Consider the following 13,237-nt stretch of genomic DNA (forward strand, 5'->3'; position numbering starts at 1 on the left):
GTCTAGGCTGCAATGATGGCGGGGCGGCAAGACCTTCAAACACCACAGGTTTATTCGATAGCGGCGCACCGCGGCTTTGCCGATGCGCTGGTGGCGGGCATTGTGCCGCGATACGCCGACGATGTCTTCGGACTTGCCCGGTTGACCCTGCTGCTGCCCAGCGCCCGCGCCGCACGCACGATGAGCGAGGCTTTCGTACGCCATGCAGGCGAGACGGGCCGCAAGGGCCTGCTGATGCCGCGCATGGTGCTGGTGGGCGATCTCGACCTCGACGAATCGCTCGGCCCGCTGTTCGATTCGCTCGGCGCGGGTGCGGCGATCCCGCCTGCCGCCGATCCCACCCGTCGCTGGCTGCGCCTTGCCGCCATCATTCGCGATGTGCGCGGCGACCAGGCCCCGAAAGGCGCCGCGCTGCTCAGGCTGGCGCGCGAGACGGGGCAGGTGATGGACCGCCTGCTGGTGGAAGAAATCGCGCCTGACGACCTGCTGTCGGACCGGGTGCTGGACCTGGTCGGCGACCTGTCCGATCACTGGCGCGACAATCTCCACCTGTTCGCCACGGTCCAGCGCCTGTGGCTCGCCGAACTGGAAGAACGGGAAGAGCGCGATGCTGCGGCCCGGCGCAACATGCTGTTCCGCGAGGCGGCGCGCCGGATGCGCGAGAACCCGCCCGACACGCCGTTTGTCGCCGCAGGCGTCACCAGTGCCGCGCCCGCGCTGGCGCGGCTGCTGCGCACGGTATCCGAACTGCCGCAGGGCGCTGTCGTGCTGCCCGATCTTGACCTTTCGATGGGCGACGAGGTGTGGGCCGAACTGGGCAGCGCGGGCGATACGTCCGGGGAAACGCCTTTCACCAGCGGCGATGCGCTCACCCATCCGCAATATCACCTGAAGCTGCTGCTCAACCGCATGGGCGTGGCGCGAGGGGAGGTGCAGCAGTGGCACCGCGCAGGTCTTGCCAAGGGGCCGCCGGAACGCACCCATGCCATCTCCAGCCTGTTTCTGCCCCCGGAAGCCAGCAAGGCCTGGGTCAAGCTGCCTGCCGCCAAGCGCCGCATGGCGGGTGTGAGGCTGGTCGAGACCGACAATCCGGAAGAGGAAGCGCAGACGGTCGCGCTGATGGTGCGGGAAGCGTTGGATGAGCCGGAAAAGCGCGTGGCCGTCGTCACGCCTGACCGGGGTCTTGCCGGGCGTGTGGCACAGCACCTGCGGCGCTGGAACATCGAGGCGGACGATTCCGCTGGTCGTCCCCTGGGCGAAACCGCTGCCGGACGCGTCCTGTTGCTGCTGGCGGAAGTCGCGGCGGAGAGTGCCGCGCCGGTGCCGCTGATTGCGCTGCTGGAACATCCTCTGGTCGCGGCGGGAGAGGGCAGGGCGGCGTGGCTGCGCGCCGCGCGCCGGCTCGAACTGAAACTGCGCGGGCCGCGCAAGTCTCCGGGCCTTGTGCCTCTCAGGCCGCTGGCGAAAAAGGCCGGCGTCGAGCCTTGGTGGCAGGAGGTCGAAAGCACCCTGTCCCCGCTGCTGGAGGCAGGGGAGTCGGCCGAACTGGCGAAATGGCTGGACTTGCTGGCGGCCGCAGGGGAGGCGCTGTGCGGTGAGGGCCTGTGGGCGAGGGAGGATGGCCGCGCGCTCTCCGCCTTCGTCGAGGACCTGCGCCTTCACGCGCGCGACATAGATACCCCACTGGAAGCCGAGGACCTGCCGTTCGTACTGCGCGATGCGATGGACCGCGTTGCCGTGCGCCCGCCCTATGGCGGGCATCCTCGCGTAGCGATCTACGGCTTGCTGGAAGCGCGCATGACCCGCGCCGACCTGATAATCTGCGCTGGTCTCAACGAAGGCACCTGGCCGCCGCGCCCGGCCACCGATCCGCTGCTTGCCCCCGGTGTCCTGCGCGCCCTGGGCGTGCCGGGGGCGGATTTCCGGATCGGCCTTTCCGCACATGACCTGGCCGGAGCGCTCGGCGCGCCGGAAGTGGTGCTGACACGCGCCCGCCGCGATCTCGCCGGACCTGCCATCGCCTCCCGCTTCCTGTTGCGCGTTCGCGCGCTGCTGGGCGAGGACTTGGTGGCAAGGCACGAGGATCAAGAGGTGGTGACACTCGCCCGCGCGCTGGACGATCCGCCGCCGGTTCCCCACGCGCCGCGACCGCAGCCGTGCCCTCCGCCCGAAATGCGGCGGCAGGACATCAGCGTCACCGCGCTCGACCGGCTGCGCAGCGATCCGTACCAGTACTACGCAAGCAAGCTCCTGCGGCTTGGGGAACTGGACGGGGTGGATGCCGAGCCGACGCCCGCCTGGCAGGGCGAGCTGGCGCACGCGATTCTGGAGGATTGGCACAAGGGCAAGGGCGAGCTGGCCGAGCTTGCGGACAGGCACCTGCGCGAAATGTCCGCCCACCCGCTGATGCGTGCGCTGTGGCGACCGCGCCTCATGGCGGCACTGGAATGGATCGCGCAGACGATCGAGGAAGACCCGGAGCGCAAGCCCGTCGCCATCGAGCAATGGGGCGAGATGACAGAGCGCGGTATCCGGATTTTCGGCAAGGCGGACCGGATCGACAGGCTGGCCGATGGTTTGCTGGCCGTTGTCGATTACAAGACCGGAAGCCCGCCCACTGGGGCGCAGGTGGAAGAAGGCTTTGCCCTGCAACTCGGCACCATCGGGCTCATCGCGCAGGCGGGCGGATTCGAGAACATCAGCGGCGATCCGGTGAAGTTCGAATACTGGTCGCTCGGCAAGGCCAAGGCGAAGGATCACCCCACCGGCTTTGGGTACGTCTCCACGCCATTGCTGGAAGGGAAAAAGCGCACCGGCATCCCGCCCGCCGAGTTCCTTCCCAAGGCGCGCGAATTCCTCGACAACGCGCTAGATCGCTGGCTGTTGGGGGACGAGCCATTCACCGCGCGCCTCAACCCCGATGCGCCGGAATATGACACGTACGACCAGCTGATGCGCCTTGCCGAATGGCAGGGGCGGGACGAGGCATGAGCGGCAAGGTCTTCCCGTTGAAGGACAACCAGGCGCTGGCGGTGGAGCCGCGCGACAGCGTGTGGCTGTCCGCCTCGGCAGGCACCGGCAAGACGCAGGTACTCTCCGCCCGCGTCCTGCGCCTGCTGCTGACGCCGGGCGTGCGGCCAGAACATATCCTGTGCCTGACCTTCACCAAGGCTGGCGCTGCCGAGATGGCGACCCGCGTCAACGAGGTGCTGGCGAACTGGGTGCGCATGGAGGACGACCGCCTCGTGGGCGACCTTCGCGCCATCGGTGCGGATTTCGATCCCGAAACGCGCGCCCGCGCCCGCACGCTGTTCGCCGCCGTGCTCGATTGCCCCGGCGGCGGGCTTCGTATCGACACGATCCATGCTTTCTCGCAGTGGTTGCTTGCCGCCTTTCCCGAAGAAGCGGGCCTTATTCCCGGCACCCGCCCGATGGAAGACCGCGACCGCGACCTGCTGGCCGACCGCGTGTTGCGCGAACTGCTGGTGGAGTGGGAGGAAAGCGATGCGGCTTCGGTCGCGGCGCTGGAGGAACTGTCCAAGCGTCACGGCCCCGACGGTGCGCGCGGATGGCTGATGCGCTGCGCGGCGGCGCGCGACGTGTGGTTCGGTAGCGGAGCTTGGCAACCGCCGATGGAGCCGCGCGTGAAGCGGCTGCTCGGGCTGGATGCGGATGCCTCGCGCGAGGAACTGGCGAAGCTTTGCGCGGATGAGGCGTTCGATTGCGATGCCCTGCGGCAATGGCGTGCGGCCCATGCGGCGTGGGGCACGAAGACGGCGCTCGGCTGCCTGGAGGCTATCGATAACTGGCTGGCGGGTGACACCACGGTGCGCTTCGATTCCTGCGATACGCTGACCGCCTCGCTGTTCACCCAGAAGGGCGATGTGCGTTCGCTCTCCAGCCTGGAGAAGCACTACCCCGCCATCGCCGATGCGGCGGCACGCGTAGGGGAAAACCTCGCCGCAATTCGCGAACAGGCCGTGTTGCTCGACCTCGTCGACTACATCACTCCCGCTCTGGAAGTGGGCCGGAAATTCGCCATCGCCTGGGACGATGCCAAGGCGCGCGAAGGGCTGGTCGATTTCGACGACCTGATCATGCGGGCGGCCAAATTGCTCGGCAATTCGGATATGTCGGCGTGGATCCGCTACAAGCTGGACCGCCGCTTCGACCATATCCTGGTGGACGAGGCGCAGGACACCAACGAGGCGCAGTGGGCGATCATCGACGCGCTGACCGACGATTTCTTCGCCGGGCTGGGTCAGGCGGAGGACCGGCTGCGCACGATTTTCGTCGTGGGCGATTACAAGCAGGCGATCTTCCGTTTCCAGGGCACAAGCCCCGAGAATTTCGCCGCCGCCCGCGCCAGTTATGCACGCCGTCTTTCGGACTGGGTGCAAGGCGCTGCGCAGTCGCGGCAGGGGATCGACGCGCGTGAATTGCAGGACCTTGGCCTCGGCCGCAGCTATCGCACGGCGCAAAGCGTGCTGACCTTCGTGGACGACGCCGTCGAGGCCATCGGCCACGGCAATTTCGGGCTCGACCACAAGCCGGAGCCGCACATTGGCGATGATCGGCCCGGCCTCGTCACCTTGTGGGCGCCGGTCAAAAGCAAAAATTCCGAGGATGATGACGAAGGGATCGACGGGCCGGAAATCGGTGTCTCAAATCTTGAACGCGAAATGGCCGAGAACCTAGCTCGCGAAATCAAAAGGATGTGCAGAGAGCAACCGTTCCCGCTGGTGAAGGACAAGGCCAACCCGCGCAACGCCACGCCGGGCGATTTCATGGTGCTGGTGAGGAAGCGCAAGGAGCTGGCCGGTCTGATCGTTGCCAAGCTGCACGCAGCGGGCGTTCCCGTGGCAGGTGTCGACCGTCTGCGCCTCGGCGCGCCGCTGGCGGTGAAGGACCTGATGGCCGCGCTCCGCTTTGCCGCGCAGCCGCGTGACGACCTGAGCCTTGCCAGCCTGCTGGTCTCGCCCATTTTCGGGTGGAGCCAGGACGATCTGCTGCAATATGCCGCGCGCGAAAAAGGCGTGGCGCTGTGGGATCACCTGCGCGATCTTTCCGCCGAGAAATCGCGCGAAGGCGTCACCATGCTCTCGCAACTGCTGGCTCTGGCTGATTTCGAGACGCCGCAGGCGCTGCTGCATTGGGTCCTGCTGGGCCCGTGGAAAGCGCGCGGTAGGCTGGTGGCGCGGCTTGGGCGCGAGGCCAACGACCCGATCGACGAGCTTCTCAACGCCGCGCAGCAGTTCAGCGCGTCGAACACGCCGAGCTTGCAAGGATTCATCCGCTGGTTCGACGCCGGCGACGGCGAACTCAAGCGCGAGGCCGAGGGTGCGGGCGACATGGTGCGGGTGATGACCGTGCATGGCTCCAAGGGCTTGCAGGCCCCCATCGTCATCCTCGCCGATGCCTGCGGCGATCCCGATGCCTCGCGCGCCTCCGGCCTTGAACTGACGGAACGATTGCCGGGCGGGGACGGGCGCACCATTCCGCTGCCCGGCCTGCGTACAGAGGAGCGCGTCGGTCCGATCCAGGCCGCTGCCGACGCCGCCAAGGCTGCCGAGCGCGAGGAACACTGGCGCCTGCTCTATGTCGCCATGACTCGGGCGGAGGAAGCGTTGTTCATCGGCGGCGCGCTGGGCAAGCGCGAGAAAGAGCCCGCCGAGGACAGCTGGTTTGCCCGCCTCGCACCGCTGTTCGATGCAGAGCCGCTCGACGATCCCACCTGGGGCTGGCGTCTCGAACTGGGTGAGCGCGCCGAGAAAGTGCCGCACAAGTCGCAGCAGGCGCTGCCGATCCCTCCCGTGCTGCCGAAATGGGCGACCACGCCCATCGGCCCGGAACCGCGTCCGCCGCGTCCGCTGGCACCTTCGGCAGGGACCGAGGAGCTAGGTGCCGATCCGCCGCTCCCGGCAGAGCAGGCAGCCATTGCCGCGAGGCGCGGGGTGCTGATCCACGCGCTGCTCGAGAGGCTGCCCGATACGCCGAGAGACTTGCGAGAAAGCGGGGGGCGCGCGTGGCTGGCGCGGCGTGCGCCGGACCTTGCGGAGCCGGAGCGCGAGGAAATGCTCGCCCGCGCGCTGGCGGTGCTCGATGCGCCCGAATGGCGCGACCTGTTCGGGCCGGAAGCGCTGGCCGAAGTGCCGCTGGCCGCGACCGTGGGCGAGCAGGTGATTGCCGGTACGGCAGACAGGCTGCTGGTTACGCCCGAGCGCGTGGTGGTGGCCGATTTCAAGACCGCCCGCCGCCCCCCGGCCAATATTGCGCTGGTGCCGGAAAGCACGTTGCGGCAGATGGCTGCCTATGCGGCAGCACTCTCGGTGATCTACCCCGATCGCAAGATTGAAGCGGCCGTGCTCTACACCCAGACGCCGCAACTCATCGCCATTCCCGCCGACCTGTTGCAGGCGCACAAGCCCGGATAGCAGCGTGCCCAAGGAAAGCTTTTCGCACCGAAGCATTGAGTCCCTGAACGAACGCCCTAGTTAGGGTGCCAAGAATATTCAGGAGAACGATAATGGCGACCGTGAACGTAACCGATGCCAGCTTCCAGTCAGACGTGCTGGATGCCGACAAGCCCGTGCTGGTGGATTTCTGGGCCGACTGGTGCGGCCCGTGCAAGATGATCGCGCCCGCACTGGAAGAAATTTCCGACGAACTGGCCGACAAGGTCACGATCGCCAAGATGGACATTATGGAAAACCCCGATGTCCCCGGCCAGATGGGCGTCCAGTCGATCCCCTACCTCGTCGTTTTCAAGGACGGCAAGCCGGTGGCGCAGCAGAAGGGTGCGGCCCCGAAGAACGCGCTGAAAGCCTGGCTCGAAAGCGTCCTTTAAGCCTCCAGTGAATTGAGTCGCGCCGCCATGGCCTCCCACAGGGATGGCGTGGCGGCGGCGACCAGACCCTTGCGGTCCCACTCGTCCACCCGGTAGGGCGAGCCATCGTCGGGCCGCGCGGCCTTGCCGCCCGCTTCCTCCAGCCACAGGCACCCGGCGGCATGGTCCCATGCCAGGGTGCGCTCGAAAATCGAGACATCGTTCTCGCCCAGTGCGAGGCGCGGGTACTGCTCGGCGGCGCAATAGGGGATGTCGGTGAGGCGATAGTTCGGGCAGATGTGCTCGATCATGGCGGCGCGCTTGCTTTCGTCCATGAAGATGAGCGAAATCGCCGCGACCGGCGGGTCTTCCCCGGTGGTGCGCGCGGTCACTTCCTCGCCGCCGACGGTCGCGCCCTTGCCGCGATGGGCAGCGCAGAACCGGCCTGACAGGCAATCGTAGATCCACCCGCTTTGTGCCACCCCGCCGTCGGCCTGCGCGATCAGGATGCCGAAGGGCGGCTGACCGCTGGCGAAATTGCGCGTGCCGTCGATGGGATCGATGATCCAGCACGGCCCTTTCAGGCGTTCGAGCACGCTCTTGTCGTGGTGCGCGGCTTCCTCTCCCACGCAGGGCAGGCCGGGCGCGAGCTTGTCGAGCGCTTCCTGCAAGGCTTCCTCACTTTCTTTGTCGGCGATAGTGACGGGATCGTTGCCGCCCTTGTCCTCGACGTGATGGTCGGCAAGGTTGCGGAAACGCGGCAGGATCACGCGCTCCGTCACGTCGCGGCAGATGGCGAGAATCTCGCGGTCGATAACGCTCACGACCGGTAATCCGCGTTGATCGCGATGTAGCCGTGCGTCAGATCGCAGGTCCACACTGTAGCACGCCCCTCACCAAGGCCGAGATCGACGGTGATGTCGATCTCCCGCCCCTCCAGATGTTTGACAACGGGAGCCTCGTCGTAATCGGGCAGGGGAAGGCCGTTCTTCGCCGCCCAGACGCCGCCGAAAGCTATGCCAAGCTTGTCCCTGTCGGCAGGTTCGCCCGCCTTTCCCACGGCCATCACCACGCGGCCCCAGTTGGCATCGCCGCCCGCGATCGCCGTCTTCACCAGCGGGGAGTTGGCGATGGCCAGCCCCACGCGCCGGGCGCTCTCGTCGGATTCGGCACCGCTGACGTTCACCGCGATGAATTTCTGCGCCCCTTCGCCGTCGCGCACCACCAGGTGGGAGAGCTGCATGCACATGTCCATCAGCGCGGCGGCAAAGGCATCCGCGCCCGGATCGTCGAACGAGGAGAGCGGTGCGTTGCCCGCCTTGCCGGTCGCGAAGGCCAGCACGGTGTCGCTCGTGGACGTGTCGCTATCGACGGTGATGCAGTTGAACGTGCGCTGGTTCGCGAAAGCGAGGCACTGTTGCAGGAAGGCAGGCTCCACCGCAGCATCGGTAAAGATGTAGCCGAGCATCGTCGCCATGTCGGGCGCGATCATGCCGCTGCCCTTGATGATGCCGTTCAGCGTGACCTTGGTGCCGCCCAGCATGGCGGAGGTCGTCACGCCCTTGGCGAAGGTGTCGGTTGTGCCGATGGTGCGTGCGGCATCCTCCCACGAGCATTCCTCTGCCTCCAGCACCTTGGCGATGCCGGCTTCGGCCTTATCCTTGGGCAAGGGCACGCCGATCACGCCGGTTGACGACACCAGCACGTCCGATGGCTTGCAATCGAGATGATGTGCCACCTGCGCCATGATCTGCTCCACCGCCTCGCGCCCGCGATAGCCGGTGAAAGCGTTGGAATTGCCCGCATTCACCACCAGCGCCCGCGCGCGGCCCAGCTTCACCTGCTCGCGCCCCAGTTCCACTTCGCTGGAACAGCACACGTTGCGCGTGAACACGCCCGCCAGCGCCGTGCCTTCCGCCAGTTCGGCAAAGGTCAGGTCGGCGCGGTCCCATGTCTTGTAGCCAGCCCGTGCCACGCGCAGGGTGACGCCCTCTATCGAAGGCATGTCGGGAAAGGGCAGGGCGAGAGGAGAAGTTTCCAGATCCATAGCGCGCGCCTAGCACCGGCCGGGGATCATTCAAAGCTCGCTTGCAAGAGGTGATGCGCGGTCCCTGTCCGCGGTCCTGCGCCTGGTGCGCGAGCGCTCCAGCGTAAGGGCAACGATAACGGCAAGGCCGATGCTGCCGGCCGCTGCCGCGCTTTCCAGCAACAGTCCGCCGCCAAGGTGGCGGGCGAGCAGGAGCGTGGGTCCGTGAATGGCATACAGGGGGTAGGAAATGGCACCCAGCCAGGCCATCGTAGCGTTCAGCCGCCCTGCCGGGCTGGCTGCCGCGCCGAGCCAGATGACCGCAGGAAAGGCAACCAGCACGGCAATGGCGTCGCCCAGCCAGGTTTCCAGCGGCGAAGCCGCCAGGACGAGGAGAGGCGCAAGGACGGGGGCCGCCAGGGCCGCCCTGCCACCTTGGGGCCTGCGGCCCTTCCAGAGGCGTGCCATCAGCATGCCGCATGAATAGGCAAACAGCACCCGGAAGAAACCGAAGTGCCAGTTATCCTGGAACGCGCCAGCCGTGCTGCCTCCCACGTGATGGCAAGACCAGGCGAACAGCAGCGCGCACATGGCCACGAGGGCGGCGAGTGCGCGAGTTTTCAGCCGCCACAGGATCAGCGCATGCAGGATGTTGGCGAGAAGCTCGAAGAACAGCGACCAGTGTGCCCGGTTCAGCGGAAACAGCGCGGGATCGCGCTGGATGGTGATGATCGGGATCAGCAGTGCAGCCATCGCCAGCCGCTCTGTCCAACCGCGGATTCCCCAATCCGGCTGGGTGACGACGAGATAGACAAGCGCCCCACCGCAACACCCACGATCACCACGGGCAGCAGGCGGCGATAGCGGGCGATGATGAAACGCCAGCCCGGCCAGCCACCGCGCAGGCGCGGTTCGGCAGACAGCGTCAGTACGAAACCGCTCAGCATGAAGAACAGGTCGACCATCAGGTATCCGCGGTCGAACTGCGCGGGGATGGGCAATTGCAAGTGGAAGAGCAGGACGACAAGAGCCGCCACGCCGCGTATGCCGTCAAGGGCGACCAGTCTGGGGCGTGATTGTGCCGACATGCTGCCTTGCTTCGTTGGCCGCGCGTGGTTTGGCAAGAGCGAAGCGCCACCATCGGAACAGGGGCTTCTTCCCGGCTTTTTCGCGCAGTCAGTGGACTTTAAGGAATGAGCCGCTATCTGGAAGTCAACATGCTTCGCCAGTTGCTCACTCTTCTTGCGCTTATCAGCGGCCTTGGCCTCACGGCCACGCCTGCCGTCGCGGCGCAGGCCAGCGTTGTCAGCGTGGCGGCATCGGGCAATGTGGAAGACTGCCAGGCGGTCACCACGCAGCCGTTGCAACTGGTTCGGGCCGCACAGCGGGCCCAGCGTTCTCAGACGCCGTGCAAGCCCAAGCCCGTCACCGTCTGGACGCCCACCGTCCAGCTTCAGGCAGACCGCGCGCGCGAATAGCGCCGCACATCTCGAAAATCGCCTGACCTATTCCGGCTGCGCCACGGTGCGCGGCCTCTTTTCCATATATTCGCACAGGATTCGTCCATCATGTGGCAGACACTCGCCAAGTCCCTTTTCGGCTCGTCCAACGACCGTTACGTCCGCTCGCTCGACAAGATCGTTGCGCGCATCAATGCCCTGGAAGAACAGCTTGAGGATTTCTCCGATGAAGAGCTGAAGGCGCAGACGCTCAAGTTCCGCAAGAAGATCGAGGAAGAGGGCAAGACGCTCGACGATATCCTGCCCGAAGCCTTTGCCACCGTGCGCGAGGCATCGAAGCGCGTGATGGGCATGCGCCACTATGACGTGCAGATGGTGGGCGGCATCGTCCTCCACCGCGGCGAGATCGCCGAAATGAAAACGGGTGAGGGCAAAACGCTGGTGGCAACGCTCGCCACCTATCTCAACGCCATCGAGGGCAAGGGCGTCCACGTCGTCACCGTGAACGACTATCTCGCCCGCCGCGACGCGGAATGGATGGGGCAGCTCTACGGTTTCCTTGGTCTCACCACCGGCGTGATCGTGCCGAACCTGCCGGAAGCCGCACGGCGCAAGGCCTATGCCGCCGACATCACCTACGGCACCAACAACGAATTCGGCTTCGATTACCTGCGCGACAACATGAAGCAGGAGCGCCGCCAGATGGTGCAGCGCCCCTTCAACTACGCCATCGTCGACGAGGTCGATTCGATCCTGATCGACGAAGCGCGTACTCCGCTGATCATCTCCGGCCCGACCGAGGACAAGAGCGACCTCTACATCGCTCTCGACGCCCTGGTGAAGCAGCTGGTGAAGGACCAGGAAGCGCTGGAGAAAGAGCGCGGTGACGAGCTGACCGACGAGGAAAGCTTCTACACCAAGGACGAGAAGACGCGGAACATCCAGCTCACCGAAGAGGGTGTCGAGGAGATGGAGAAGCGGCTGATCGCCGCCGGCCTCCTCGAAACCGACAACCTCTACGACGTGGAGAACACGCAGGTCGTCCACCACCTGGACCAGGCGCTGCGCGCGGTGGTGATGTTCAAGAAGGACACCGACTACATCGTCAAGGACGACAAGGTCGTTATCATCGACGAGTTCACGGGCCGCATGATGGACGGTCGTCGCTGGTCGAACGGCCTGCACCAGGCGGCAGAGGCCAAGGAAGGGGTGGAAATACAGCCCGAGAACCAGACCATGGCCTCGATCACCTTCCAGAACTATTTCCGCATGTATCCCAAGCTGTCCGGCATGACCGGCACCGCCGCCACCGAGGCGAGCGAGTTCTGGGACATCTACAAGCTGAACGTCGTTGAAATTCCCACCAACGTGCCGGTGGCGCGCGTCGACGAGGAAGACGAGTTCTACAAGAACACGATGGACAAGTTCCAGGCCATCGCAAAGGCGATCAAGGAAAAGAACGAGACCGGCCAGCCCGTGCTGGTGGGCACCGTTTCCATCGAGAAATCCGAATTGCTCAGCCAGTTCCTCGACAAGGAAGGCGTGAAGCACAACGTCCTCAACGCCCGCATGCACGAGAGCGAAGCGCATATCGTCGCGCAGGCAGGCCGCATCGGCGCCGTCACCATCGCCACCAACATGGCGGGTCGCGGCACGGACATCCAGCTTGGCGGTAACGTCGATTTCCGCATCGAGGACGAGCTGCGCGACATGGAAGACGGCCCCGAGAAGGACGCCGCGATCGAGCGCATCAAGGCCGAGGTGAAGGAAGAACGCCAGCAGGTGAAGGACGCAGGCGGCCTGTTCGTGCTGGGCACCGAACGGCACGAGAGCCGCCGCATCGACAACCAGCTGCGCGGCCGTTCAGGCCGCCAGGGCGACCCGGGCCTGTCGCGCTTCTACCTGTGTCTGGAGGATGATCTGCTGCGCATCTTCGGGCCGGACACGCTGTTCTCCAAGATGATGAACGCCAACCTGGAAGACGGCGAGGCCATTGGCTCCAAGTGGCTCTCCAAGGCCATCGAGACGGCTCAGAAGAAGGTCGAGGCGCGTAACTACGAAATGCGCAAGCAGGTGGTTCAGTACGACGACGTTATGAACGACCAGCGCAAGGTGATCTACGAACAGCGTAGCGAGATCATGGATTCAGAACGCGTCGACGACGTCGTGCTGGACATGCGTCAGGATGCCATCGGCTCCCTCGTCACTGAAGCCTGCCCGCCGGGATCGTATCCCGAGCAGTGGGACGTGGCGGGCCTCAAGGAAAAGGTCGCCGAAGTGCTGGGCCTCAACCCGCCGATCGACGACTGGATGGAAGAGGACGCGGTCGAGCCCGAACTGATCGAGGAACGCCTGCAGGACCTCGCCGAACAGCGCCTGACAGAGCGCACGGCGGAAATTCCCGAGGAAAGCTGGCGTCGGGTGGAAAAGTCCATCCTGCTGGAGCGTCTGGATTATCACTGGAAGGAGCACCTCGCCACGCTCGATGCCCTGCGCCAGGTCGTGTTCCTGCGCGCCTATGCGCAGAAGCAGCCGATCAACGAGTACAAGCAGGAAGCCTTCGGCCTGTTCCAGACCATGCTGGATACCCTGCGCGAGGACGTGACCAAGGTGCTCCTCACCGCCGAACTGCGTCCGGCCGCCCCGCCGCCGCCGCGCGCCTTGCCGGACCTGCCCGATTTCCTCACCGGCCACGTCGATCCCTTCACCGGCGACGACAACAGCAACGACGGCGACGGATCGGAACGGATGCAGCCGTTGTTCGGCACGCTGGCAAGCTCGCCCGTGGCCAGCACCGGCACTGCCGGTTCGGCAGAGCGCGAGAATCCGTATGCGGACAAGAACGTCAGCCGCAACGCCCCTTGCCCCTGCGGTTCGGGCAACAAGTACAAGCATTGTCACGGCGCCGTCGCCTGACGGCTTGTG

Annotated in this window: 9 protein-coding genes; 5 read left to right on the forward strand and 4 right to left on the reverse strand. The window is 65.8% G+C overall.

Annotated features, from left to right (window positions below):
• The first annotated feature begins 12 nt into the window (after positions 1 to 12).
• The 3 genes from ABFX23_RS11280 (at position 13) to trxA (ending at position 6,847) form a co-directional block, all read left to right on the forward strand.
• On the forward strand, positions 13 to 2,991 hold the full coding sequence (locus ABFX23_RS11280; protein WP_428831662.1) for a PD-(D/E)XK nuclease family protein: 2,979 nt from the start codon (positions 13 to 15) through the stop codon (positions 2,989 to 2,991).
• The gene (addA, locus tag ABFX23_RS11285) at positions 2,988 to 6,434 is read left to right on the forward strand and encodes a double-strand break repair helicase AddA (protein ID WP_346033150.1); all 3,447 of its coding nucleotides are present in this window, start codon (positions 2,988 to 2,990) and stop codon (positions 6,432 to 6,434) included. The genes ABFX23_RS11280 and addA overlap by 4 nt, the downstream gene beginning before the upstream one ends.
• A gap of 92 nt (positions 6,435 to 6,526) precedes the next feature.
• Entirely contained in the window at positions 6,527 to 6,847 is a 321-nt protein-coding gene (gene trxA / locus ABFX23_RS11290) for a thioredoxin (RefSeq protein WP_120075550.1), read from the forward strand.
• On the opposite strand, the gene ABFX23_RS11295 is transcribed toward trxA, so the two are convergent.
• The 4 genes from ABFX23_RS11295 to ABFX23_RS11310 are packed head-to-tail and all read right to left on the reverse strand — an operon-like array spanning position 6,844 to position 9,940.
• On the reverse strand, positions 6,844 to 7,650 hold the full coding sequence (locus tag ABFX23_RS11295; protein WP_346033151.1) for an inositol monophosphatase family protein: 807 nt from the start codon (positions 7,648 to 7,650) through the stop codon (positions 6,844 to 6,846). The genes trxA and ABFX23_RS11295 overlap by 4 nt on opposite strands.
• Complete coding sequence (argJ, locus tag ABFX23_RS11300; protein ID WP_346033152.1) at positions 7,647 to 8,873, reverse strand: bifunctional glutamate N-acetyltransferase/amino-acid acetyltransferase ArgJ; 1,227 nt, start codon at positions 8,871 to 8,873, stop codon at positions 7,647 to 7,649. The genes ABFX23_RS11295 and argJ overlap by 4 nt, the downstream gene beginning before the upstream one ends.
• Before the next feature lie 30 nt (positions 8,874 to 8,903).
• Complete coding sequence (locus ABFX23_RS11305; protein ID WP_346033153.1) at positions 8,904 to 9,605, reverse strand: acyltransferase family protein; 702 nt, start codon at positions 9,603 to 9,605, stop codon at positions 8,904 to 8,906.
• Positions 9,590 to 9,940, reverse strand: a complete 351-nt coding sequence (locus ABFX23_RS11310) for an acyltransferase family protein (RefSeq protein WP_346033154.1) — start codon at positions 9,938 to 9,940, stop codon at positions 9,590 to 9,592. Before ABFX23_RS11310 ends, ABFX23_RS11305 begins: the two co-directional genes overlap by 16 nt.
• Before the next feature lie 105 nt (positions 9,941 to 10,045).
• On the opposite strand from ABFX23_RS11310, the gene ABFX23_RS11315 reads away from it, so the two are divergent.
• Both ABFX23_RS11315 and secA read left to right on the forward strand, forming a co-directional pair.
• On the forward strand, positions 10,046 to 10,330 hold the full coding sequence (locus tag ABFX23_RS11315) for a hypothetical protein (protein ID WP_346033155.1): 285 nt from the start codon (positions 10,046 to 10,048) through the stop codon (positions 10,328 to 10,330).
• Positions 10,331 to 10,420: 90 nt separating this feature from the next.
• The gene (secA, locus tag ABFX23_RS11320; protein WP_346033156.1) at positions 10,421 to 13,228 is read left to right on the forward strand and encodes a preprotein translocase subunit SecA; all 2,808 of its coding nucleotides are present in this window, start codon (positions 10,421 to 10,423) and stop codon (positions 13,226 to 13,228) included.
• Positions 13,229 to 13,237: the final 9 nt, after the last annotated feature.

Origin of the sequence: Erythrobacter westpacificensis (assembly GCF_039542285.1) — a bacterium.
GTDB classification, from domain to species: domain Bacteria; phylum Pseudomonadota; class Alphaproteobacteria; order Sphingomonadales; family Sphingomonadaceae; genus Alteraurantiacibacter; species Alteraurantiacibacter westpacificensis.